The following is a 23,128-nucleotide window of genomic DNA, read 5'->3' as shown; positions in this document are numbered from 1 at the left end:
CCTTCGCCGACCCGATCCGGGCGCAGGAGTTCATGCTCGCCACCGCCCGGTTGGGCCGTGACCAGGACCTCCAGGTCCACGACGCGGTCATCGTCACGCGGGACACCGACGGCACCTCGCACGTGCGGGAGACCCACCGACATCACCCCGGCGCAGGCCGGGCTGGGCGCCGGCGTGTGGGGCCTGCTGCTCGGGACGCTGTTCGGCGGCCCGATAGGCGGCCTGGTCGTCGGCGCGGCGACGGCGGGCGGCGGCGCCCTGTTCGCGAAGCTGCGCGACACCGGCATCCGGGACGCCACCGTCGACGAGCTGCGCAACGCGGTGCCCCCGGGCCGCACGGCGGTCGCGTTGCTCGTCAGCCACGTCTCCGTCGCCGACCTGCAGCGCGAGCTCACCCGCTTCCCGCAGGCGGAACTGGTCGAGTCCGACCTGCCGCCGGCGGCCGTGAACGCTGTCCAGGAGGCGCTGCGCGAGGCCAACCGCGAGCCGTTCACCGGCTAGGCGGCCGCCGGTAGTGCTGCTGGCGCCGGGTCATCTCGGGCGCGCGCGGCACGCTGGAGATCACGGTGATCGTGCCGACCAGCGCGCCGCCGAGCAGGACCGCGTAGGACACCCACTGCGGGTCGCCACCGGGCAGGATCACGTCCCCCTCCGGCCGGGTCAATACCCCGAACCCGATCACCACGACGAGCCACACCACGAATGGTGCGACGGTACCGCCCATGGTGGGCACCACTGCGCGGGCCAGCAGCGGCAGGGCCACGTTGGTCACGATCGTCGCGAGGACGGTGACGGGCACCAGCGTGCCGCCTGCGTAGAGCGGCACGAACAACGACTCCAGCAGGGCGGCCAGCGCCGCCGAGGCGCACAACAGCAGCAGGGTGAGCCAGCCGACCAGGCCGACCGACCGGGCGCTCGTGGGGGCCGTCACGCGACGTCGCCGAACAGGTCGGACGGGGGCGCCGGGTAGCCCGGCGCAGCCCGGAAGTACTCCGTCCCCGACACCAGCCGGCCCAGGCCGTTGGAGAGCGCGTAGAAGTCGCTCCACACGCTGACCTGGGTCGCGTGGGCGAGCAGCGCCGACCGCTTGGCGTCCCGCCCGTCCGCGGCGTCGACGACGGTGGTCACCAGCCGGTCGGGAACCCCGAAGGACAGCGCGGCACGATCGGCCGAGAACGGCGCGTCGGGACGGTCCGCGAGCGCGGCGACGTCCCGGTCGAGCACCGAGTCGGGGTCGGCGGTCCAGAACACCCGCGGTACCGACCACGCGTCGGCCCCGCCCTCGGCCGCCGCGACGACCGCGGCCATCGTCACCCGATGAGCCATGACGTGGTCGGGGTGGCCGTAACCGCCGTCCGGGTCGTAGGTGACGACCGCGTCCGGGCGCACCTCGCGCACGACGTCGGCGGCCGCCTCCACGGCCTCGGTGAAGACCGTCGCGTCGCCGTCGGCCCGGCAGAACGCCCGGGGGTGCGCGTTGGCCGACGAGCCCGCCATGCCGCTGTCGCGGAAGTGCCCGGCCCCGCCGAGGAAACGATGGTCGGTCACGCCCAGCGCCCCCATCGCCGCACCCAGTTCGGCGATGCGGTACCCGCCCAGCTGATCGGCGCGATCGGCGGCCAGACCCTGCAGGGCCGGAACCAGGACCTCGCCCTCCTCACCCAGGGTGCAGGTGAGCAGGACGACCCGCACGCCGCGCTGCGCGTAGTGCGCCATGACCGCACCCGTGGTGATGGACTCGTCGTCGGGGTGAGCGTGCACCAGGAGGAGCCGACGGCCGGACACGTCCGACACGCTAGTCGTCCGGGTTACAGCTCGTGCTTGCCCCCGGGGAGGTCGGCGTCGCCGGCCGGGCTCTCGACGGTCTCGAGCAGGCCCTCGTCCTCGGCCGCGGCGACGTCGGCGCGGGCGATCGGGAAGTGGCAGTAGACCGAGTGACCCGGGTTGTGCTCCTCCAGGGTCGGCTCGACGGTCCGGCACTTCTCCTGCTGCGACTCGTTCAGCGTCTCCCGGTACAGGGGGCACCGGGTGTGGAACACGCAGCCGGACGGCGGGTTGATCGGGCTGGGCAGGTCGCCCTTGAGCAGGATGCGCTGGCGCGCCTGCTCCTTGGTCGGGTCCGGCACTGGGACCGCCGACATCAGCGCGTGCGTGTACGGGTGCAGCGGCGCCGAATACAGCTGGTCGCGGTCGGCGAGCTCCATGATCTTGCCGAGGTACATGACCGCGACGCGGTCGGAGATGTGCCGCACCACCGACAGGTCGTGGGCAACGAAGATGTAGGCCAGGTTGAAGTCGCTCTGCAGGTCCTCGAGCAGGTTGACGACCTGGGCCTGGATCGACACGTCGAGTGCCGACACCGGCTCGTCGCAGATGATCAGCTTGGGCTGCAGGGCGATCGCGCGGGCGATGCCGATGCGCTGGCGCTGACCGCCGGAGAACTCGTGCGGGTAGCGGTTGTAGTGCTCCGGGTTGAGACCCACGCGCTCCATCAGGCCCTGCACCGCGGTCTTGACGCCGTGCTCGGTCTTCACGTCCTGGATCCGGAACGGGGCGCCGACGATCGTGCCGATCGTGTGCCGCGGGTTCAGCGACGAGTACGGGTCCTGGAAGATCATCTGCACGTCACGGCGCAGCGGCCGCATCTGCCCACGCGGCAACTTGCTGATGTCGCGGCCGTCGAAACGGATCGAACCGCCGGTCGGCTCGAGCAGCTTGGCGATGGTGCGTCCGGCGGTGGACTTGCCACAACCGGACTCCCCGACCAGCCCGAGGGTCTGGCCGGAGTCGACGGACAGGCTGATGCCGTCGACCGCCTTCACCGCACCGACCTGCCTGGACAGCACCAGGCCCTTCTTGATCGGGAAGTGCTTGCGCAGCTGCTCGACGACGAGCAGGGAGTCGTCGGACGCCGAGGAGGACTCCACCGACCGTTTGTCGTCGGTCTTGCTCAGATCGATGGAGCTCATAGGGTCGGAAACACCTCGTCGCGGAAGATCGTGCGTCGCTCGTCGGGCTCGATGTGGCAACGCACGAGGTGGTCGGAGCTGGTCGGCAGCAGGTCGGGGTGCTCGGTGGTGCACCGGTCGCCCTCGACGCGGTCCTTGTAGACGCAGCGCGGGTTGAACACGCACCCGGACGGGACGCGGATCAACGACGGCGGCTGGCCGGCGATGGGGCGCAGCCGGTCCTGCCGGTCGCGGTCCATGCGCGGCATCGACCCGAGCAGGCCCCAGGCGTAGGGCATCTCGGGGCGGTAGAACAAGTCGCCCACCGGGCCCTTCTCGACGCACTGCCCGCCGTACATGACGACCACGTCGTCGCAAGTCTCGGCGACCACACCCAGGTCGTGGGTGATCAGGATGATGGCCGAGTTGAACTCCCGCTGCATCTGCTTGAGCAGTTCCAGGATCTGCGCCTGCACGGTGACGTCGAGCGCCGTGGTGGGCTCGTCGGCGATGAGCAGGCTGGGGTTGCACACCAGCGCCATGGCGATCATGGCGCGTTGCCGCATGCCACCCGAGAACTGGTGCGGGTAGTCGTCGTAGCGGCGGTCGGGGCTGGGGATGCCGACCAGGCTGAGCATCTCCAGGGTGCGCCGCTTCGCGACCGCCTTCGAGACGTCGTTGTGCACCCGGTAAGCCTCGGTGATCTGCACGCCCACCTTGTAGAACGGGTGCAGCGACGACAGCGGGTCCTGGAAGATCATCGCCATCTGGGAGCCGCGCAGCTGGCGAATCTCCTCCTCGCGGGCGGCGACGAGCTCGTGCCCGTCGAACCAGATCTCACCGCTGATCTGCGCCTTGGAACCCTTGTGCAGGCCCATGATGGCCTGGCTGGTGACCGACTTTCCGGAGCCGGACTCGCCGACGATGCCGAGGACCTTGCCCCGCTCGACGTCGAAGGTCAGGCCGTCGACACTCTTGACGAGCCCGTCACCGGTCGGGAAGTGCACTCTGAGGTCGCGCACGGACAAGAAGGACTTGGGTGCGTCCTCGTTGACCGTCTCGACGCTGACCGCCTCGGCACTCACGCTGACCACTCCCCTCTGAGCACAGTGTGCAGTGTCGGTCTGATCACGTGTAGCTCACGCGCGGGTCGACGATCCCGTACAGGATGTCGACGATCAGGTTGGCCACGACCAACGCGATCGATGCGATCAGGGTAACGCCGAGGATGATGGGCAGGTCGGACTGGCGGATGGCGGTGATGAGCAGGAAGCCGAGCCCGTGCAGGTTGAAGACGGTCTCGGTGATGACCGCGGTACCGATCAGGGTGCCGATGTCGATGCCGAAGATGGTGACGATCGGCGTCAGCGCCGCGCGCAGCCCGTGCCGCACGACGACCGTGCGCCGGGGCAGGCCCTTCGCCCGGGCCGTGCGGATGTAGTCCTCGCCCATCGTCTCCATCATGTTCGCGCGGGTCAGCCGTGCGTAGAGGGCGGCGAACAGGAACGCGAGGGCGATCCACGGGAGAAGAAGGCTCTTGAACCACTGCACCGGATCGTCGGTGAGGGACGCGTAGGCCAGGTTGGGCAGCCACTTCAGCTTGTACTCGAAGATCAGCAGCAGCAGCGGGCCGGTGAAGAAGATGGGCAGCGACACCGCGGTCAGCGCTGCCGTCATGCCGACGCGGTCGAAGATCGAACCGGGCTTGAGGCCGGAGATGGTGCCGACCGTGACGCCGCCGACCAGCCACAGCACGGACGCGCCGATGGCCAGGCTGAGGTCCACCGGCAGCGCCTGACCGATCAGCGAGTTGACCGAGGAGTTGAGGCGGAACGAGTACCCGAGGCACGGGGCACTGCAGTGCAGCGTCGAGTTGCCGTCGGACACGGTCTGGCCGAACAGGATGCCCTTGACGTAGTGCAGGTACTGCCGCCAGATGGGCAGGTCGAACCCGTAGCGATGCTCGAGCAGTTTCAGCTGTGCCGGTTGCGGCGGGATCTTGCCGACGTAGTAGTACACCGGCGAGCGGTGCGCCAGCGCCGGGGCCAGCTGAAAGATCAGGAACGTGACGACGCTGACCGCGAACACGACGATGATCGCGCCGAGGATTCGCCGAATGACGTATTGGATCATCTGGGATGTGACAGGCGGTGACCGGTCCGCTCGCGCGGACCGGTCACCACCTGCTCGACCTTCCTATGAGGCGTTGTCCTGGGGACGACCTGCTACTTGACGACGCCGATGTTGACGAAGTCGTAGATGCCGAACGCCAGAGCGTTGTCCGACGTCACGTTGGTCATCCGCGGGTTGCGGTAGTACAGGGTCTTCTCCCAGATGAAGGGCAGGTACGTCGCGCTGTTCATGACGGCCTTGTCGAGCGACTGCCAGTCAGCGGTGGTGTTCGTGCCCTTCGGGCCGGCGTCGAGCACCTTGTTCACCGTGGGGTCGTTCAGGCTCGAGTAGTTCGAGTTACCGGTGGGCAGGATGTTCGCTCCGTTGGTGATGGAGTTGAAGAAGCCGTACGGCGTCGGGAAGTCGGCGCCCCAGCCGGCGACGGCCAGGCCGATGCCCTGGTTCTTCACGTTCGCCGGGGAACCGATGTAGGTCGAGTAGTAGTTCGACTGGTCCTGCGGCGCGGCCGTGATCTTGATGCCGACCTTGGCGAGCGCCGACTGCTCGGCCTTGAACACGTTCGGCCCGGTGCTGCTGGGCGTGCTGTACGCGAACTTGGTCGAGAAACCGTTGGGCTTGCCACAGGCCTGGAGCTCGGCCTTGGCCTTGGCCAGGTTGCCGCTGCTGCCCGAGCCCGTGGGGTACGGGTCGTAGGTGTCGTCGTGACCGACGATGCCCGGAGGGGTCATCGAGTTGGCGACGACACCCGCGGTGGAACCACCGAAGGCACGCAGCGAGCCGGCCTTGTCCCAGGCGTAGAAGATCGCCTTGCGGCAGTGGATGTTCGGGATCACCGACGGGATGACCGCCATGTAACGGGTGGCGGCCACGATCGGGTCGTCAGCGTTGGCCTTCAGGCTCGGCTGCGTCAGGATCTGCGATTGGAACGTCGGCTGCACACCGTTGTCGGCGCGGGCGTCGGCCGTACCGGCCTTGAGCTTGCTGTCCAGGTCGTCGGGGTTGGTGTCGACGGTCAGGACCACGCTGGTGGCCTTGGGCTTGCGGATCGTGTCGGTGCTCTGCGACCAGTAGGGGTTGCGCACGAACGTGATCTGCTTGTTCTGCGTGTAGGACTTGATCTCGAACGGGCCGGACGACACCGGGTGCTTGGTGTAGGTGGAGCCGACGAAGCCGGTCCCGCCCTCGACCTTGGCCGGCACCGGCGCGGACGCCGGCAGGGCCATGAGGTAGTTGAAGTCCGCGTACGAGGTCGACAGGTTGAAGGTGATCGTGTTGCTCGTGGTCTGGATCGAGCTCAGGTCGCCGCCCTTGTAGGGGCCCTTGTAGTTCTTCGGGTGCTGGATCGTGTCGATGAAGTACGACGACGGACCACCGTTGATGACGTCGGTGGCGAACAGCCGCTCGATGCCGTACTTGATGTCGGCAGGCGTGATGGCCTTGCCGGTCGAGAACTTCACGCCCGGACGCAGCGTGTAGGTCCACTTGGTGAAGTTGGCGTTGTGGGTACCGAGACCGGTGGCAAGGTCGCCGCCGATCTCGTACTTGGTGCCGTTGACCTTCGTGTAGCCGACGAGGGTGCGGGTGAACAGCCGCTGCATGTTGAAGCACCAGCCGTAGTAGGTGCGTCCCGGGTCCCACGAGTCGCAGTCGCCGGTCGAGAGCAGGTTCAGCGTGCCGCCGGTCTTGCTCGAGGCGTTCAGCACGTTGTTGGCGGCTGCGTTGTAGCCCTTGGTCGAGTTCGGGCTGGTGGTGTTGGACTTGCCACCGCCGTTGCTGTTGCCGCCACCGCCGCTCGAGCCTGAGCAGGCGGCGAGGGTGATCGCGGCTGCTGTCAGCAGACTGGCCGCGATCACGGCCTTCGGATTGCGTCTCATCGGTGTGTTCTTACCTCTCCTGTTGGGGTGACACGGACGGGTCCGGGGTACCGGGCCCTGCGGTCGTTGGGGGTCGGTGGGCGCTCATCGGGACGAGCGTGGGTCGAAGGCGTCGCGCAGGCCGTCGCCGAACAGGTTGAACGACAGGACGGCCAGGAACAGCGCCAGGCCGGGGGCAAGCAGAAAGGTCGCGTCGACCTGGAAGAAGCTGCCGGCGTCGCTGAGCATGCCGCCCCACGACACGGTGGGTGACTGCACGCCGACGCCGATGTAGGACAGGCCGGCCTCGCCCAGGATGTAGTTGGGGATCGTCAGCGTCGTGTAGACGAGGATCGGGCCGACGAGGTTCGGGAAGATCTCCCGCGTCATGATGCGGTAGTTCGAGGCGCCGAGGCTGCGCGCGGCGTCCACGAACTCCTTCTCGCGCAGCGACAGCACCTGGCCGCGGACGATGCGCCCGATGTAGGGGAACCCGAAGAAGCCCAGCACGAAGATCAGGACCGCGAACCGCAGGTGCACCCCGCTGAGGCCGAGGAACGACGGCACGATCGCGAACACGGCGAGCAGCGCGATGGAGAACAGCGTCACCGGGAACGCGAGGAGCAGGTCCATGATGCGCGAGATGATCGAGTCGGCGACGCCGCGGTAGAACCCCGACACGACCCCCAGGATCACGCCGAAGAACAGCGACAGGAACGTCGCCGAGATCGCGATGACCAGCGACGTCCGGGCCCCGAACATGAGCTGGGCGAGGATGTCCTGCCCGAGCACCGGCGTCACACCGAGCCAGTGCGTGCCCGACATGCCGCCGTTGCTGCCGAGGGGCAGCTGGGTGCTGGAGTCCACGAGGTTGTAGTGCGGCGCGCTGGTCGTCTGCCCGTAGGCCCTGGTGAGCAGCGGCGCGAACAGGCCGATGAGGATCAACAGCAGCGCGACGACGCCCCCGGCCAGGGCCAGCTTGTCGTGCTTCAACCGGCGCCAGGCCAGCTGGCCGAGCGAACGGCCCTCGATCTCGCCGCCGTCGCGGCCGAGGTCCTCGCCGGCCATCGCCTCGACAGCGACCTCGAGTTCACCCGGGGACAGGGTCATGTGGGGTACTTACTCCTTCGAGGGGCTCAGACGTGAGATTAATCGGTTGCGTCGGCTGGGACGGTCGGTTTGCACGGTATTACGCGCGGTCAACCACCGGTAGGTCCGCCCGCACGGAACGCGGGATCGTGACTGTTCCGAGACTGCGGCCGACGTCGGCCGCCGGCGGCGCGCGGCGCTCCAGGGCGGCGCGGCCCGGCGGGAGCCGCCGGCCGAGGTGCCCGACGGCGGGCGCCGTCGACACCTGCGCGGGCGCAAGTGGACAGGGCTGACCCGGTGGGCACGGTCATGGCGCCAGGGCTCCGTTCGCCGGGCCCGCCGGGATGGGACAGGCCGTTCTCGGTACTGCGATGTGGCTTGTGGCCGACAGGCACGTTAATGCCTGCCCTCCGAACGGGGTAGGCCGGTGCGTCATCGAGTTCCGATCGTGACCCTTTCGCAATTGGCCGTGCTTGTCGGGCCACAGACCGTTTCGTTCCGCAGGAATCGTCCAAAGCGGACAGAAGCGACGTAGCGCCTTCAGGTGGGGGAATCCCCCGCTCGCAGGCCTCAGCGACGGTCCGGCAGGAAGGGCAGGTCGCGCCGGACGGCGGCCACGACCTCGGGGTCGACGTCCGCGCACACCACCGTCTCCGCAGGGCCGCCCTCGACGAGCCGGACCCCGAGCGGATCGAGGACCGTGGAACCCCCGAGGTGCGGCAGGTCCTTGGCGAGGCCCACCCGGTTGACACCGAGGACGTAGGCCTGGTTCTCGATGGCGCGGGCCTGCAGCAGCGCGCGCCAGTGCTCGTGCCGCGGGGCGGGCCAGTTGGCGGGGACCACGTAGAGGTCGGTGTCGCGGGCCAGCGCCCAGAACTCGTCGGCGAAGCGCAGGTCGTAGCAGACGAACACGCTCACCCGGACGCCGTGCACGTCGACCGTCAGGAACCGGTCGCCGGCCGCGTAGTGCTCGTGCTCGCCGGCGTACCCGAACGGATGGATCTTGGCGTAGCGCTCGACCGAACCGTCCGGCCGGGCCAGCACCGCGTTGTTGCGGTACGCGCCGTCGGAGCCGCGCTGCGCGATCGAGGCCAGCAGGTGCGTTCCGTGCTCGGCGGCCCGCGCGAGCAGGAACTGTTCGGTCGGGCCACCCTCGTCCTCGGCGACCCGTTCAGGGCGCATCGAGAACCCGGTCGCGAACATCTCGGGCAGTACGACGAGCTGTGCCCCGCCTGCTGCGGCGGCGGCGATCATCGGCCGCACGTGGGCCCGTGTCGCCTCGGGCTGCTCCCACGTGATGTCGTGCTGGACGGCGGCGACCCTCATCGGGCCACCGCTGCCAGCCGGGTCAGGGCGTCGCGCAGCACCTCGGGTCGTTTGCAGAACGCGAAGCGGACGAAGTGGTCGCCGGCGTGGCTGTCGTAGAACACGCTGCTGGGAATGGCGACGACCCCGGCCCGGGTGGGCAGCTCGCGGCAGTAGTCGACGGCGTCCCCGTCCACGGCGACCGTGGCGAAGTAGGTGGCCTGCGGCACGACGACGTCGAAGCCGAGGTCGGTCAGGCCGGCGCAGAACAGGTCGCGCTGGTCCTGCAGCGCGGCGGTGGGCGCCAGCTTCTCGGCCTGGTCGAGGGCCACGGCCACGGCGGGCTGGAACGGCGCACCGTTGACGAAGGTCAGGAACTGCTTGACCGTCCTGACGGCGCGGAGCAGGTCCGCGGGGCCGCACGCCCAGCCGATCTTCCAGCCCGTCACGCTGAACGTCTTGCCGGCACTGCCGATCGTGATGGTCCGCTCGCGCATGCCGGGCAGGGTGGCGATCGGCACGTGCACCCGCTCGTCGAAGATCAGGTGTTCGTACACCTCGTCCGACACCACGACCAGGTCGTGCTCGATCGCCAGCTCGGCGACGACGGCGAGGTCCTCGACGCCGAACACTGTGCCCGTCGGGTTGTGCGGCGTGTTGAGCAGGATGACCTTGGTGCGTGGCGTGATCGCGGCCCGCAACGCGTCGTGGTCGAAGCCCCAGTGCTGCCCGTTGCGCTCGAGGGTGACGCTGCGGCGGGTGGCGCCGGACAGGGCGACCGTGGCCGCGTAGGAGTCGAAGTACGGCTCGAAGAGCACCACCTCGTCGCCGTTGCCGGCGAGCGCGGTGACGGCGGCGGCGATGGCCTCGGTGGCGCCCGCGGTCACCAGCACCTCGCCGTCCGGGTCGAGGTCGAGGTCGTAGAGCCGGCGCTGGTGGTCGGCGATCGCGTGGCGCAGCGCCGGGATCCCGACGCCGGGCGGGTACTGGTTGTGCCCCGACCGGATCGCCTCGACCGCCGCGTCCAGGATCAGGGGCGGGCCGTCCGTGTCGGGGAAGCCCTGGCCGAGGTTCACCGACCCCGTGGCCACGGCGAGCGCCGACATCTCGGCGAACACCGTGGTCCCGAAGCCGTGCATGCGCGGGACGAGACGGTCCGGTTCAGCCACCCGTCCACCCTAACGACGAAGCCCCGTCCGGCCGGTGGTGACCGGTCGGACGGGGCAATCACGGAGCTGCGGCTACTTGGGGCCCTTGTTGCGCGCGCGGGCCCGCTCCTGGGCCAGGAGCAACACCTTGCGGATGCGCACCATGCCGGGCGTGACCTCGACGCACTCGTCGTCACGGCAGAACTCGAGCGCCTGCTCGAGGGACAGCATGCGGTGCGGGATCAGCGGCACGAGCACGTCCCCGGAGGACTGACGCATGTTGGTCAGCTTCTTCTCCTTGGTGGGGTTGACGTCCATGTCGTCGGCGCGCGAGTTCTCGCCGACGATCATGCCCTCGTACACGTCCGTGCTCGGGCCGACGAACATCGTCCCGCGCTCCTGCAGGTTGGCCAGCGCGAAGCCGGTGGTGGCCCCCTTGCGGTCGGCGACGAGCGAGCCGCTGGCGCGGGTCCGGATGTCGCCGGTCCACGGCTGGTAGCCCTCGTGGATGTGGTGCAGCAGTCCGGTGCCGCGGGTCTCGGTGAGGAACTCCGTACGGAACCCGATCAACCCGCGAGCCGGGACGATGTACTCCATCCGGATCCAGCCGGTGCCGTGGTCGACCATCTGCTCGAGGCGACCCTTGCGCAGGGCGAGCAGCTGGATGATCACGCCCTGGTACTCGGACGGGATGTCGATGGTCATCCGCTCCATCGGCTCGTGCACCTTGCCGTCGACGGTGCGGGTGACGACCTGCGGCTTGCCGACCGTGATCTCGAAGCCCTCGCGGCGCATGATCTCGACCAGGATGGCCAGCTGCAGCTCACCGCGTCCCTGCACCTCCCAGGTGTCGGGTCGCTCGGTGGGCAGCACGCGGATCGAGACGTTACCGACCAGCTCGGCGTCGAGCCGGTTGATCACCTGGCGGGCGGTCAGCTTCTTGCCCGACTGCCCGGCCAGCGGCGAGGTGTTGATGCCGATGGTCATCGAGATCGACGGCTCGTCGATGGTGATGACCGGCAGCGGCCTGGGGTCGTTGGGGTCGGCCAGGGTCTCGCCGATGGTGATCTCGGGGATGCCCGCGATGGCGATGATGTCGCCCGGCCCGGCGCTCTCGGCCGGGAACCGGTCCAGCGCTCGGGTGATCAGCAGCTCGGTGATCTTGACCCGTTCGATGGTGCCGTCGGCGCGGCACCAGGCGGCCTGCTGACCCTTGGTGATCGTCCCGTTGTGCACGCGGCACAGGGCGAGACGGCCGAGGTAGGGCGACGCGTCGAGGTTGGTGACGTGCGCCTGCAGCGGTGCGTCGACCTCGAACTCGGGGGCCGGGATGTGCTCGAGGATGGCCTCGAAGAACGGCTGCAGGTTCTCCTCCTGCGGCATGGTGCCGTCCTCGGGGCGCTTCATCGAGGCGCGACCGGCCTTGCCGGACGCGTACACGATCGGGAACTCGATCTGGTGCTCGTCGGCGTCGAGGTCGAGGAACAACTCGTAGACCTCGTCGACGACCTCGGCGATGCGGGCGTCGGGACGGTCGACCTTGTTGATGACGAGGATGACCGGCATCTTGGCCTCGAGCGCCTTGCGCAGGACGAAGCGCGTCTGCGGCAGCGGCCCCTCGGACGCGTCGACGAGCAGCACGACGCCGTCGACCATCGACAGCCCGCGCTCGACCTCGCCGCCGAAGTCGGCGTGGCCGGGGGTGTCGATGATGTTGATCGTGACCTTCCCGCCGTCCGGCGAGAGGTAGTCGACCGCGGTGTTCTTGGCCAGGATCGTGATGCCCTTCTCACGCTCCAGGTCATTGGAGTCCATGACCCGCTCGTTGACGTCACCGGTGTCGGCCTGGTGCGCGGTGAACGCGCCCATCTGCCACAACATCGCGTCCACGAGGGTGGTCTTGCCGTGGTCGACGTGGGCGACGATGGCGACGTTGCGCAGGTCCGCGCGCGATTCACGCTGTCCCATGTCCACGATCCTCTCGCTGGTGGGCTGGTCTGTCTGCTCCGCGATGTCGGTCATCGGGACCCGCGGGGACGACCCGCACCCGATCCGCGACGCGCACTGAAGGCGGCCGCGCCGCCGGAACGGTGACCGGACCCGGTACGGGGGCGGCGCGGGCTGCCGTCGGCGCGCGGGGTCGGTCGCGGCGCACGCGGCTCGAGCACCGAGGTGCCACTGGGCTGCCGGGCGCCGACGAGCCCGGTCAGGGCGGGGTCGCCCGCCGTGGTGCTGCGCTCCTCGGCGCGGACGCCGGCGGCGCGCAGCATCTTCTGCACGTCGCGGTCGTCCTGCGGCGTGCTGAGCACGACGACGGTGCCACTCTCGCCGGCGCGCGCGGTGCGCCCCGAACGGTGCAGGTAGTCCTTCGGGTCCGCCGGCGGGTCCACGTGCAGCACGAGGGACACGTCGTCGACGTGGATGCCGCGGGCCGCAACGTCGGTCGCGATCAGCACCGGCACGGACCCGTCCTTGAAGGCGTCCAGGGCGCGGTTGCGCTGGGACTGGCTGCGACCGCCGTGCAGCACGCCGGCGCGGACGCCGACCCGGGCCAGGTTCTTCACCATGCGGTCGGCGCCGTGCTTGGTGCGCACGAAACCGATGGTGCGGCCCTCACGGGCCACGATGGACGCGGCGAGGTCGAACTTCGCGTCCGGGCTCACGCGGAACAGGTGGTGGGTCATGGTGTCGACCGACGCCTCGGCGGTGCTGAGGGCGTGGACGGCAGGGTCGGTCAGGTAGTTCTCGACCAGGGTCGCGACGTCGCCGTCGAGGGTCGCCGAGAACAACAGCCGCTGGCCGTCGGGCGGGGTCTGGTTGAGCAGGCGGCGCATGACGGGCAGGAAGCCGAGATCGGCCATGTGGTCGGCCTCGTCGAGCACCGTGACCTCGACGCCGCCGAGGTCGGCGCTGCGCCGCTGGATGAGGTCCTCCAGCCGGCCCGGCGTGGCGACGAGGATGTCGACGCCGCGCTGCAGGGCCTGGATCTGCTTGGTAATCGGCAGGCCGCCGGCGACCAGGCGCACGGAGACGCCGGACGCCGAGGCGTGCGGGGTCATCGCGTCGACGACCTGCATCGCGAGCTCACGCGTCGGGACCAGGACGAGCCCGCGGGGGCGCCGCGGGACGCTGGTGCCGCCGGCCAGGCGGGCGATCATCGGCAGGCCGAAGGCCAGGGTCTTGCCGGAGCCGGTGGCAGCGCGGCCCAGCAGGTCGCGGCCGGTGAGGATGTCGGGGATGGTGGCCGCCTGGATGGGGAACGGCGCGGACATCCCGCGTGCGGCCAGCGCGGCGACCATGGGCCGGGGCAGGCCGAGCTCGGCGAAGCTCGGCAGGTTGTCGGTGGGGACGACACTGACGGGCAGCGTGTCCCACAACGAGCGGGATGCCGGGCGGCCGCCGGAGCGGCCCTGCTGGCCGCCGCGGCTCGGGGTGTGGTTGGCGGTGGGGCGACGCTGCGGGCGGCTGCCGGAACGGCGCGCAGACGAATGGCGCGCGGCAGTGCCGCGCGGGGCAGAGGTGGTCACAAAAATCCTTCGGGAACGAATGGCACGTCCCGGCAATCGCGTGTTCGGCGGCGTCCGCAGGACGCTGGAACCTGAACCGCGGTTCTGGCACGAGCCCGACGCGGGTACTCGCGTCGCAGATGAAGCACGAGTCGGTGCGGGCTTATGCCCGCTGGCTTCAGCGACAAGTCTAGCCGGGATTTCGGGGCCTCCGAGCCACTCGCACGGCAGGCACGCCGCAACGTGACCTGGGTCATGGCGACGGTCATGATGAGCGCATGTCCTCCCACGCGAGTGTCCGGCCGGCGTTCACCCCCGCCTACCGCGTCGTGCTCGCCCTGGGCGGCCCGGTCATGGCCTGGGGTCGGTTGCACGTCACCGGCCTGGACGCGCTGCCCGCCGACGGCCCCACGCTGCTGGTGGCCGATCACGACAGCTACTGGGACCCGATCGCCATCGGCGTCGCGGCCCGTGAGCTGCGTCAGGTGCGCGCGCTGGCCAAGGCGACCTTGTGGAAGACCCGGGTCACCGCGGCGTTCATGACGGGCATGGGGCACATCCCCGTGACCCGCGGAGTGAACAACGACGAGGCACTGGCCACGGCGGTCGCCGAGCTGCGGGCCGGGGCGTGCATCGGCATGTTCCCCGAGGGCACCCGCTCGCTCGGGCGGGTGCTCCGGGCGCGCAGTGGGGTCGGGCGGCTGGCCGAGGCCGTGCCGGAGGCGACCGTCGTCTGCGTGCGCTCGATCGGCACGGTCGACGTCGTCCGGGTGCCGCACCGGCCTGCGATCCGGGTCGAGTTCTTCCGGCCCCGCGGTGGCGGGCTGCGCCCGGACGAGTCGCCGACCGCCTTCGCGCAGCGACTGCTGGACGAACTACGCGAATCGGCACCCCGCGAGATCCCGGGCCGGAGGCGCACCGCGACGCGCCTCCGTCGCCGGCTCGAAGCCGGGACCTAGGCCTGTCCGCGCCAGGTGTCGACTGGGTGCGAGCTGTGCCACCATGTCGCCATGATTCTGGCGGACGGGGCGTTCGGGCTGCTGCTGCTCGGCCTGTGGCTGTTCTGCATCATCGACGTCATCACCACGCCCGACGGCGTGCAGCGCAACCTGCCGAAGGTGGCCTGGCTGCTCATCGTGCTGCTGCTGGCCGACGTCGGCTCGATCGCGTGGCTCGTCGCGGGGCGTCCCTGGGCCACCGGGCCGGCGCGCCCGCACACGCCGGCCGGCGCCCGGTTCCCCGAGTACGACCGCCCGGGCCGTTTCGCGGCGACGAACCCCGATGACGACGAGGCCTTCCTGCGTCAGGTGAAGGCCCGGGCCGACGCGCAGCGCGCCGCGTACGACCAGCGGCGCCGCGCCGAGCAGCAGGCCGAGCGGGACCGGCTGCTGCGCAAGCCCGAGGAGGGCCAGCCGGGCTGAGGTCGTCGGGCTGAGGTCGTCCGGCCGACACCGTCGGGTGTGACCGTCGGGTTGAGCCGTCGAACTGCGTGCGTCAGTCGCGGTCCTGCCAGGTGCACACGCAGACCTCGTTGCCCTCGGCGTCGGCGAGGATCCAGAACGCCCGGGCGGCGGCGTTGCTGAGCATCGCGCCACCGGCGTCGAGGGCGGCCTGGATCCGACGCTCGGCCTCGTCGTGCGCGACGACGACGTCGAAGTGGATGCGGTTGCGCTGCGGGCGCGGCTCGTCCATCTGCTGGAACCAGAACGACGGCCCCTGCCGCAACGGGTCGACGAGGGCGTCGGTGCCCGGTTCGTCGTCGTAGCCGAGCACCGCGGCCCAGAACGGGCGGATGGCCGGGATGTCGAGCGCGTCGATGGCGACCTCGAGCATCTGCACGGGGCGTCGCCCGGTCGGCGGGGCCAGCGAGTACCCGGCGTTGCGCAGGGCCGCGTCGACGGCCCGGACCAGCTCGACGTCGCGCGCGGTGTGGGTGGCCAGGGTGCGGTCGTGGACGGCGAGCTCGACCCGGTCGGGACGCAGGTCGACCCGCAGGTGACCGTCGGCGTCCGCACCGCAGGCCTCGACCGCCAGCCGGGCGACGTCGGCGGCCCGGGCCAGCGAGTCGACCGGGACGCTGGCCAGCAGCGTGCTCAGCACGACCCGCCAGCCGAGACCGTCGACCGCGGCCGCGGCGTCGGTCCCCGACAGGACGGCGGGCGCCGACCCGGACGTAGATTCGGACGCCGACCCGGGCGTGAACTCGGACGGGGATCCGGCTGAGGGCTCGGTGGACCGGTCGTCGCTGTTCGTGGCCTCGTCGCTCATGACCACAGTCTGGACCCGGGGTCCGACAGCTGTCAGCGTCGGCGGCCGCGCCCACGACGGGCGGCGAACGCGCCGGCGAACAACGCCGGGTCGATCCCCGGCACCGGGCGCCCGGTGGTCCAGCGGTAGATCAGGGCGCGGGCGTAGGTGCCGACCGCCCCGAGGACGGCGCCCAGCCCGAGGAGGGTCAGGAAACCGAGGAGGGCCAGCAGGATGCCGGCGACCAGGCCACCGGCGTTCGACGACTCCGCGGAGCTGACCAGCACGACGAACCCCGCGATCGAGACCACGATCGGGACGATGGTCAGCACGAAACCGAGCGCACCGAAGCGCAACGTCGTGCGCACGCTCGTCCCCCAGGTCTGTCGGATGGTGTTCGCGGAGCGCTTCAGGGCCTCGATCGGCCCCAACCCCTCGGCGACGATCGCCGGCACCGCGAAGAAGGTGGCGACGGCCCAGGCGATGCCGCCCAGGAAGCCGAGCACCCGGCCGAGGATGCCCAGGCGCTGTTCCACGACGCGTACGACAGCGCCCACGCTGGAGGTGAACACCGCCCACCCCAGGATCTGGCGCTTCATCCGCCAGGCGACGGCCAGGCATTGCCCCACCGTCGGGTTGTGGCCGTCCGCGCGTTGGTAGGCCCCGACGATCAGCGCGGCCTGGAAGAAGATCCCGATCACGCTGGCGAAGAAGCCGCCGACGATCGCGAACGGGTACACGAAGTAGTGGTTGCGGTGCCCGACGATCTGCAGCACGAGTCCGGGCACGAAGAAGGCCAGGTAGGCGACGGCGCCGAAGAAGGTGCCGAGCACGGGCAGCACGATCAGGCTGCGGTCCTGCTTGAGCAGACGCCACGACGACGACAGGATCTGCCTGCCGGTCGGGGCCGACAGACCGGGCTGCTGCCACTGACCGGGCTGCTGCCACTGTCCGTTCTGAGGTGCCGGCGGGCCGTAACGGTAGGAGTCCGAACCGTCGGCGGGCACGTCGCCCGGACCGGCACCCTGGGGCGGATAGGTCATCGCGTAGCCCTTCTGTCCGCCGCGGACCGACGCCCCGGTCGCGAGATCGGCTCAGTGATACCCGCGGGGATCGGTGCTCTCGCGGCACCGAACGAAACGGTCACAGGCTGCCCACAGCTCGGCCCACGCAGGGCTGAGCCCGGCCGACCGGCCCGCTTGTCACCCTGCGGTCGCGGCCGGCGGGGTGCGCCGACCGCGATCCGCGGGTGACAGGCGAGGAGGTTCGGCGCCGGTCAGGCGCCCGGTCCCCCGGCGCCGGGCTGCGGCGGGGTGCCGTGCTGGCCGCCGGGTCCCTTCCCGGGCCCGTTCCCGGGCCCGTTCGGTGCCGACCCGCCGGGCTCGGGGGCCGCCGGTGGCGCCGCGTCACTCGGCGCCGCCCCGTCCGTCGAGCTGTCGTCCGGCGTCGTCCCCTGCGAGGACGAACCGTCCGAGGCCGAGCTGCTGGGCGTGGTGCTGCTGGGTGTCGTGGTGCTGGGCGCCGGGCTGCTCCCCCGACTCGGGGTGGTCGTGCCCGTCGTCGACGGGTGGTCGCCACCGGAGCCGAGCAGGTGGGCCACCGGCTGCACCCCGGCGGCGGCGAGCCCGCTCACGGCCAGGGCGGCGACCAGCAGACCGGCCCCGACCAGGAACCCCGTGCCGGGGCGGCGCCGGCGTGGTCGCCGGCCGTGGTCGAGCGGCTCACCGGCCGCGTCCCACCCGTCCCGGTCCTGACCCTCGGCCGGCACGGCCGGGAACTCGACCGTGTCGTGCCGCCAGGTGCGCCAGGTCTCGAGCTGGTCGACAGGGTTCGGTTCGGGGTCGGACGACCCGTGTCCCCGCCGGCCGCCGTCACGAGCCATGCGCCGTGCTCGTCGCGCTCGGCTTGGGGGCCGAGGGAGCACCCGACGGCGCCTTGCCACCGGCCGGCGGCTTGGCACCCGACGGCGGCTTGTCGCCGGACGGGGCCTTGCCCGACGGTGCCTTGCCTGACGGGGCCTTGCCCGCGGGCAGCTTGACGTTCGAGCCCGGCTTGGGCAGGGCGGCCGGACCACCCGGGCCGCGTCCCGCAGGGCCACCCGCAGGCCCGGCGCCCGGCTCCGGCATGGAGGTCATGATGGCCACGGTGGTCGCGTCGAGGCTGGTGCCGTTGCTGTCGACCGTCCCGTCGGCGTGGACGAAGCGCCCGGTGGTGGCGGCGCTCAGCGACGAGCTCTTGCCGTTGTAGGTGTACTTCGTCGACGAGCTGACCTGGATCTCGCGGGTGAACCCGTCGGGGTCCTTCACGGTGATGGTGTCGCTCGAGACCGACGTGGCCGTCCCGTCGAGGTGCGGCTTGGGCTTGGGCGGGGTGGCCGGCCGGGCCGTGCTCGACGACGTGCTCGGTGACGAGGTGGACCCGGACGGCGTGCCGGGCCCCGACGCGTCGCTGCTGGCGGCGGTGGCCAGGGCCACTCCGCCGCCGACGAGCCCGACGGTGGCGATACCCGCGACGACGTAACGGCGGGGCAGGGATGGTGCGGACATGATGCTTCCTCTCGGTTGGGTGGTGCGTTGGGTTGGGTCGTATGGACTGCGGTGGTGCGGACTGCGGTGGTGCGGACTGGGAGACGCGACAGGTCGCGATCAGGGCGTGACGGCGCAGGAGGTCGCATCGGCTGCGCCGGTGTCGGCGGTGCCGGTGCTGTGGGCGGCCGCGGCCAGCACGGGCCGCAGCTCGTCGAGCGTGATCGCGTAGCCCTGCGACCCGTCGTGGCCGAGCAGGGCGTTGACCACGCCGACGACGCGACCGGACGTGTCGAGCAACGGGCTGCCGCTGTCGCCGTGCTTGATGTCGGCGCGCAGCCGGTAGGCCCGGTGCAGGGCGAGGCCGTGGGCGAAGTCCGGGCTGGTCACGGGCAGCCGCTGCTCTACGACGGCGCCGATCGCGGTGCGCGAACCGCCGGCCGGGTAGCCGACGCCGACCGCGGCCGTGCCGTTGGCGGCGTCCGATCCGGCCAGCGTCAGCGGTGTCGCGTCCAACCCGGACACCCGCAGCACGGCGAGGTCGGCGCGGGCGTCGAAGACCACCGGCGTCGCCTCGAGCTCCGTGCCGCCGGACGAGACGGTGACGTGCGTGGCGCGATGCACGACATGGGCGTTGGTCACCACGAGCGCAGCGCCGCGTGCGGAACCGGCGACGAAGCCGGACCCCACGACCCCGCCGGTGCTGACGAGCAGCACCCGTGACCCCACGCCGCGGGACACCGACTGGATCGTGCCGTCCGACGGCAGGGCGGTGCCGACGGCCGGCACCAGCGCCTGGACGTCATCGGGTGCGGCCCGGCCGAATGCTCCGGTGAGTTCGGTGAAGGCCCGTGTGCCGGTCGGCGCCGAGGATCCGGGCAGGACGCCCGCCGCCACGGCCACCCCGAGGGCGCCGACGAACAGGGCGGTGGCCACGACGACGCGGGCCGCCGCGCCCAGCGCCCGGTCGAGCGGTGCCGGCAGCGCGCGGCCGACCGCGCCCCCCAGCCTGCGTCCCACGCCCGAACCCAGCAGCGCCCCACCGAGCGCACAGACGACACCCAGCAGCAGGTGGGCTACTGGCGACAGGTGCGCGCTCAGCAGTCCGGCCGACGTGAGGCCGACGAGCAGACCCAGGATCAGCCCGACGAGCCGGACGGCGCGAGCGGTGCCACCGGTGCGCCAGCCGGTGAGGCCGGCGAGTACCAGGACGGCGAGGAGGACGAGGTCGATCACGGGACCGACTCTGGCCGCCCAGTCTGAAGTGGGCCTGAAGTGCACGGGCCGGTGGGCAAGCTTCAGGATCGCTTCAGACGACGACGGGAGGATTGGTGGCGTGACAGCCCAGCGAAGCAGCGCGCCACGGGCGCGGGTCCTCGTCGTCGAGGACGAGACGCCCATCCGCGACGCGCTGCGCACCGCGTACGAGCAGTCCGGTCACGAGGTGCTGGCGCTCGCGGACGGCGGCACCTTCGAGCAGCAGGTCGACGCGTTCCGCCCGGACCTCGTGGTCCTCGACGTGATGCTGCCGGGCCGGGACGGCTTCGAGCTCGCGGACGCGCTGCGCTCGCGCACCGACGCCGCGGTGCTGTTCCTGACCGCGCGCGACGACCTCGACGACCGGCTCCGTGGTTTCGCCGCCGGCGCCGACGACTACGTCGCGAAACCCTTCGCGGTCTCGGAGCTGCTGGCGCGTTCGGGCGCCGCGCTGCGCCGGCTCGGGCGGGTCGCCGCCACCATGTCGGTCGGCGACCTGGTCCTCGACGAGGCCGCCAGCGTGGCCAGCCGCGGCGACGGCGTGCTGGACCTGACGGCCACCGAGTGGCGGCTCCTGCTCTACCTGGCCACGAATCGCGGGCGCACGCTGTCCAAGACGCAGATACTGACCCAGGTGTGGGGCTACGACGACTACGACCCGAACCTGGTCGAGGTGCACGTGAGCGCCCTGCGCCGCAAGACCGAGGCCTACGGGCCGCGCCTCATCCACACCGTGCGTGGGCTCGGGTATGTCGTCAGAAACTGACGCGGCACCCGGTCGGCGGCACCGGCCCCGCCCGGCGTCGCTGTTCCGTCCGGCCTCGCTGCGCGGCCGGGTGGTCATCGGGGTGCTCGTCCTGCTGCTCGTCCTGCTGACGGCGCTGTTCACCACCGTCGACCTGCTGCTGCGCGAACGGCTGCAGAGCGACCTGCGCACCCGGCTCACCGACCGGGTGGCGCTCGCCACCCAGCTCGACGGCGCCCTGTCCTCGCAGGACCTCGTCAACCGCCTGCGCGGCGACGGGGTCTCGGCGCTGCTGTGCGCGGCTCGTTCGACCAGCACCACGAGCGGCGGCGGCCGCCCGCAGTGCGTCACCGCCGACTCCGGGCCGCCCGCCCCCGGCGACGCGTCGTCCGGCCGGAGCCAGGGCCGCCCGCCCGGGGCCCCGGCGAAGCCGCAGCCCGGCGCCAAGGCGACGGTCGCCAAGACGTCCGTCGAGTCCGCGGACTCGACGCTGTTCGTCCGCACGGTGCTGCCGTCGACCGGGCAGACCCTGACCCTGTCGGTCGACAGCTCCCAGGTGGGCGCGACCCTGAACCGGTTGCTCGTGCTCGAGATCGTCGGCGGCCTCGTCGCGCTCGTGCTCGCGGTCCTGCTGCTCGTCCGGCTCGTCGGCACGGCCCTGCGCCCGCTCGACCACATGACGGGCCTGGCGCGGCGCATCGGTGCCGGCGACCGAGGGCGGCGCCTGGGCACCGGCCGACCAGACACCGAGCTGGGCCGGACGGCCACCGCCTTCGACGACATGCTCGACGCGCTCGAGTCGGCGCTCGCGGAGGCGGCGGCGGCTGAAGCCCGGCTGCGCGGCTTCCTCAACGACGTGTCGCACGAGCTGCGCACCCCGCTGACCGGTCTCGCGGCCACCACCGAGACGCTGCTGCGCGACGAGCCGGCCGCCGCGGAGCGGGAGCAGGCGTACGTGACGCTCGTGCGCGAGACCCGACGCGCCGGCCGGCTCGTCGACGACCTGCTCATGGTCACCCGGCTGGACACCGGGATGTCGCTGGCCACCGAACCCGTCGACGTCGTCGAGATCGCGACGCAGGAGCTGGCCCGGTCGACGCTGCTGGCGCCGCAGCTGCACACCGAACTGCACACCGACGGCCCGGCCGTCGTCGACGGCGACCCCGTCCGCCTCGGCCAGATCCTGGCGAACCTGCTGGACAACGCGCGCACCGCCGCGGGCCCGCAGGGATCGGTGCGGGTCGAGGTCGAGCGGGTGGGCGACGACTGGCACGTCGACGTGGTCGACTCCGGCCCTGGGGTGCCGGCCGAGGACCGCGAGCGGATCTTCGAACGGCTCGTGCGCCTCGATGCCTCCCGCTCGCGTGAACGGGGTGGGTTCGGGCTCGGGCTGCCGATCGCACGAGCCCTGGCCCGAGCGCACGGTGGGGAGCTCGCCTGCGTCGGGCCGGACGGCGCCGGCGGCCGCTTCCGGCTGACCCTGCCCGCGGTCCGCGTCTCGGGCGCCCCGGGCCCGGACGGCCGCGGAGGACGCGACGACTCTCAGCCCGCGACCCTCACCCGGTAGTAGTCCTCGGTGATCACCGGCTCGAACCCGAGGGAGGTGTAGAGGCCGAGGGCTCGTTCGTTGCGGACCTCGACCTCGAGACGCACCTCGTCGACCCCGTCGGTGCGCAGCTCGCGGCAGACCTCGCCCAGCACGGCACGGCCGATGCCCCGGCCGCGCAGCTCGGGCGTGACGACGAAGCCGTAGACCCCGGCGCGTGCGGCGTCGCGTTCGACCACCAGGGACGCCACCACCCGGCCGTCGCGCTCGGCGATCGTCGTGCGGTCGAGACGGTCCCCCGTGCCGCCGACGTCGCCGAACCCGGCCCGTAGCAGCTCGTCGACCGCCACCCGGTCGGCGTCGACGGCCGGTCGGACGACCACGTCGGCGGGCGGCACGGCGACCGCGGTGCGCTGCACCATCGCGTGCTCGGCGTGGTCGAACGTCGCGCCGCGGGCGCGGGCCAGGGCGCGCCCGCCCGCCGACGACCGTGGCACCACCAGCAGGGCCGTCGGCTCGTGCACCAGACCCAGCACCGCGGCCAGCGTCTCCCGCCCGAGCCCCCGGCGCCGGTGGGCCGGGTCGACCATCCCGGTGATCTCCGGGTCGCCACCGTGGCGGTAGACGCCGGCGAACCCGACGAGGCGGCCGTCCTCGTGGACCAGGACGTCGTTGACGGCGTCCTCGTGGCGCGCGCGCAGCGTGCCCCACTCCAGCTTGAGGCGACCACCGTCCGCGGCCACGACCCGCCGTTCGAGGTCGGCGATCTCGGCGAGCGCCTGGTCGGACAGTCCGGTGCTGGGTGCGATCACCGGGTCAGCTCAGC

The 23,128-nt window shown here is 71.5% G+C and carries 22 protein-coding genes; 5 read left to right on the top strand and 17 right to left on the bottom strand.

The genetic code is table 11. The features are described from left to right. The first annotated feature begins 57 nt into the window (after positions 1–57). Positions 58–501 carry a DUF1269 domain-containing protein gene (locus ACFFCA_RS08715; protein ID WP_375483810.1) on the top strand — a complete coding sequence of 148 codons (444 nt, stop codon included), beginning with the start codon at positions 58–60 and terminating at the stop codon, positions 499–501. Here ACFFCA_RS08715 and ACFFCA_RS08710 read toward each other — a convergent pair. The 11 genes from ACFFCA_RS08710 to ACFFCA_RS08660 form a co-directional block, all read right to left on the bottom strand. Beyond that, positions 491–931: a hypothetical protein gene (locus tag ACFFCA_RS08710; RefSeq protein ID WP_375483809.1), complete on the bottom strand. Its 441-nt coding sequence runs from the start codon at positions 929–931 to the stop codon at positions 491–493. The genes ACFFCA_RS08715 and ACFFCA_RS08710 overlap by 11 nt on opposite strands. Then, positions 928–1,785, bottom strand: coding sequence for an N-acetyl-1-D-myo-inositol-2-amino-2-deoxy-alpha-D-glucopyranoside deacetylase (gene mshB / locus ACFFCA_RS08705; RefSeq protein WP_375483807.1), 858 nt, complete (start codon positions 1,783–1,785; stop codon positions 928–930). Before mshB ends, ACFFCA_RS08710 begins: the two co-directional genes overlap by 4 nt. A gap of 23 nt (positions 1,786–1,808) precedes the next feature. Further along, positions 1,809–2,969, bottom strand: coding sequence for an ABC transporter ATP-binding protein (locus ACFFCA_RS08700; protein ID WP_375483805.1), 1,161 nt, complete (start codon positions 2,967–2,969; stop codon positions 1,809–1,811). Beyond that, positions 2,966–4,042, bottom strand: a complete 1,077-nt coding sequence (locus ACFFCA_RS08695) for an ABC transporter ATP-binding protein (RefSeq protein WP_375483803.1) — start codon at positions 4,040–4,042, stop codon at positions 2,966–2,968. The genes ACFFCA_RS08700 and ACFFCA_RS08695 overlap by 4 nt, the downstream gene beginning before the upstream one ends. 34 nt (positions 4,043–4,076) lie before the next feature. Then, positions 4,077–5,081, bottom strand: a complete 1,005-nt coding sequence (locus tag ACFFCA_RS08690; protein ID WP_375483801.1) for an ABC transporter permease — start codon at positions 5,079–5,081, stop codon at positions 4,077–4,079. 92 nt (positions 5,082–5,173) lie between these two features. Further along, positions 5,174–6,955: an ABC transporter substrate-binding protein gene (locus ACFFCA_RS08685; protein WP_375483799.1), complete on the bottom strand. Its 1,782-nt coding sequence runs from the start codon at positions 6,953–6,955 to the stop codon at positions 5,174–5,176. Between the two features lie 84 nt (positions 6,956–7,039). Further along, entirely contained in the window at positions 7,040–8,044 is a 1,005-nt protein-coding gene (locus ACFFCA_RS08680; protein ID WP_375483797.1) for an ABC transporter permease, read from the bottom strand. 549 nt (positions 8,045–8,593) lie between these two features. After that, the gene (locus tag ACFFCA_RS08675; protein ID WP_375483795.1) at positions 8,594–9,349 is read right to left on the bottom strand and encodes a nitrilase-related carbon-nitrogen hydrolase; all 756 of its coding nucleotides are present in this window, start codon (positions 9,347–9,349) and stop codon (positions 8,594–8,596) included. Further along, positions 9,346–10,497, bottom strand: coding sequence for a pyridoxal phosphate-dependent aminotransferase (locus ACFFCA_RS08670; RefSeq protein WP_375483793.1), 1,152 nt, complete (start codon positions 10,495–10,497; stop codon positions 9,346–9,348). The genes ACFFCA_RS08675 and ACFFCA_RS08670 overlap by 4 nt, the downstream gene beginning before the upstream one ends. Positions 10,498–10,569: 72 nt before the next feature. Continuing rightward, positions 10,570–12,444 carry a translational GTPase TypA gene (typA, locus tag ACFFCA_RS08665; protein WP_375483791.1) on the bottom strand — a complete coding sequence of 625 codons (1,875 nt, stop codon included), beginning with the start codon at positions 12,442–12,444 and terminating at the stop codon, positions 10,570–10,572. Between the two features lie 50 nt (positions 12,445–12,494). Beyond that, entirely contained in the window at positions 12,495–14,003 is a 1,509-nt protein-coding gene (locus tag ACFFCA_RS08660; protein WP_375483789.1) for a DEAD/DEAH box helicase, read from the bottom strand. Positions 14,004–14,260: 257 nt separating this feature from the next. Between ACFFCA_RS08660 and ACFFCA_RS08655 the strand changes: the two genes are divergently transcribed. Both ACFFCA_RS08655 and ACFFCA_RS08650 read left to right on the top strand, forming a co-directional pair. Then, complete coding sequence (locus ACFFCA_RS08655) at positions 14,261–14,941, top strand: lysophospholipid acyltransferase family protein (protein ID WP_375483787.1); 681 nt, start codon at positions 14,261–14,263, stop codon at positions 14,939–14,941. A gap of 51 nt (positions 14,942–14,992) precedes the next feature. Further along, positions 14,993–15,403, top strand: a complete 411-nt coding sequence (locus ACFFCA_RS08650) for a PLD nuclease N-terminal domain-containing protein (protein ID WP_375483785.1) — start codon at positions 14,993–14,995, stop codon at positions 15,401–15,403. A gap of 73 nt (positions 15,404–15,476) precedes the next feature. On the opposite strand, the gene ACFFCA_RS08645 is transcribed toward ACFFCA_RS08650, so the two are convergent. From ACFFCA_RS08645 to ACFFCA_RS08625, 5 genes are all read right to left on the bottom strand, one after another. Further along, positions 15,477–16,250 carry a VOC family protein gene (locus tag ACFFCA_RS08645; RefSeq protein ID WP_375483783.1) on the bottom strand — a complete coding sequence of 258 codons (774 nt, stop codon included), beginning with the start codon at positions 16,248–16,250 and terminating at the stop codon, positions 15,477–15,479. 32 nt (positions 16,251–16,282) lie between these two features. Next, complete coding sequence (locus ACFFCA_RS08640) at positions 16,283–17,272, bottom strand: DUF6159 family protein (RefSeq protein ID WP_375483782.1); 990 nt, start codon at positions 17,270–17,272, stop codon at positions 16,283–16,285. 233 nt (positions 17,273–17,505) lie between these two features. Next, positions 17,506–18,111 carry a hypothetical protein gene (locus ACFFCA_RS08635; RefSeq protein ID WP_375483780.1) on the bottom strand — a complete coding sequence of 202 codons (606 nt, stop codon included), beginning with the start codon at positions 18,109–18,111 and terminating at the stop codon, positions 17,506–17,508. Next, positions 18,101–18,775 carry a hypothetical protein gene (locus ACFFCA_RS08630; protein ID WP_375483778.1) on the bottom strand — a complete coding sequence of 225 codons (675 nt, stop codon included), beginning with the start codon at positions 18,773–18,775 and terminating at the stop codon, positions 18,101–18,103. The genes ACFFCA_RS08635 and ACFFCA_RS08630 overlap by 11 nt, the downstream gene beginning before the upstream one ends. 99 nt (positions 18,776–18,874) lie before the next feature. Then, the gene (locus tag ACFFCA_RS08625; RefSeq protein WP_375483776.1) at positions 18,875–19,990 is read right to left on the bottom strand and encodes a trypsin-like peptidase domain-containing protein; all 1,116 of its coding nucleotides are present in this window, start codon (positions 19,988–19,990) and stop codon (positions 18,875–18,877) included. Positions 19,991–20,090: 100 nt separating this feature from the next. Between ACFFCA_RS08625 and ACFFCA_RS08620 the strand changes: the two genes are divergently transcribed. Beyond that, positions 20,091–20,777, top strand: a complete 687-nt coding sequence (locus tag ACFFCA_RS08620; protein WP_375483774.1) for a response regulator transcription factor — start codon at positions 20,091–20,093, stop codon at positions 20,775–20,777. Continuing rightward, a complete protein-coding gene (locus ACFFCA_RS08615) occupies positions 20,761–22,323 on the top strand; it encodes an ATP-binding protein (protein ID WP_375483772.1) in 1,563 nt (520 codons plus the stop codon). The genes ACFFCA_RS08620 and ACFFCA_RS08615 overlap by 17 nt, the downstream gene beginning before the upstream one ends. Here ACFFCA_RS08615 and ACFFCA_RS08610 read toward each other — a convergent pair. After that, complete coding sequence (locus tag ACFFCA_RS08610) at positions 22,299–23,114, bottom strand: GNAT family N-acetyltransferase (RefSeq protein WP_375483770.1); 816 nt, start codon at positions 23,112–23,114, stop codon at positions 22,299–22,301. The two genes, ACFFCA_RS08615 and ACFFCA_RS08610, sit on opposite strands and share 25 nt — an antisense overlap. Between the last annotated feature and the right edge of the window lie 14 nt (positions 23,115–23,128).

This window comes from uncultured Jatrophihabitans sp. (genome assembly GCF_964252635.1).
GTDB lineage: Bacteria > Actinomycetota > Actinomycetes > Mycobacteriales > Jatrophihabitantaceae > Jatrophihabitans.
Note: the sequence above shows the minus strand (reverse complement) of the source record. Positions and strands in the feature narration are given on the sequence as shown.

Coding starts and splice junctions, on each gene's coding strand:
- typA (WP_375483791.1), bottom strand. CDS start 12,444: ATGGGACAGCGTGAATCGCGCGCGGACCTGCGCAACGTCGCCATCGTC.
- ACFFCA_RS08685 (WP_375483799.1), bottom strand. CDS start 6,955: ATGAGACGCAATCCGAAGGCCGTGATCGCGGCCAGTCTGCTGACAGCA.
- ACFFCA_RS08635 (WP_375483780.1), bottom strand. CDS start 18,111: ATGGCTCGTGACGGCGGCCGGCGGGGACACGGGTCGTCCGACCCCGAA.
- ACFFCA_RS08700 (WP_375483805.1), bottom strand. CDS start 2,969: ATGAGCTCCATCGATCTGAGCAAGACCGACGACAAACGGTCGGTGGAG.
- ACFFCA_RS08675 (WP_375483795.1), bottom strand. CDS start 9,349: ATGAGGGTCGCCGCCGTCCAGCACGACATCACGTGGGAGCAGCCCGAG.
- ACFFCA_RS08680 (WP_375483797.1), bottom strand. CDS start 8,044: ATGACCCTGTCCCCGGGTGAACTCGAGGTCGCTGTCGAGGCGATGGCC.
- ACFFCA_RS08630 (WP_375483778.1), bottom strand. CDS start 18,775: ATGTCCGCACCATCCCTGCCCCGCCGTTACGTCGTCGCGGGTATCGCC.
- ACFFCA_RS08615 (WP_375483772.1), top strand. CDS start 20,761: ATGTCGTCAGAAACTGACGCGGCACCCGGTCGGCGGCACCGGCCCCGC.
- ACFFCA_RS08690 (WP_375483801.1), bottom strand. CDS start 5,081: ATGATCCAATACGTCATTCGGCGAATCCTCGGCGCGATCATCGTCGTG.
- ACFFCA_RS08640 (WP_375483782.1), bottom strand. CDS start 17,272: ATGACCTATCCGCCCCAGGGTGCCGGTCCGGGCGACGTGCCCGCCGAC.
- ACFFCA_RS08650 (WP_375483785.1), top strand. CDS start 14,993: ATGATTCTGGCGGACGGGGCGTTCGGGCTGCTGCTGCTCGGCCTGTGG.
- ACFFCA_RS08645 (WP_375483783.1), bottom strand. CDS start 16,250: ATGAGCGACGAGGCCACGAACAGCGACGACCGGTCCACCGAGCCCTCA.
- ACFFCA_RS08655 (WP_375483787.1), top strand. CDS start 14,261: ATGTCCTCCCACGCGAGTGTCCGGCCGGCGTTCACCCCCGCCTACCGC.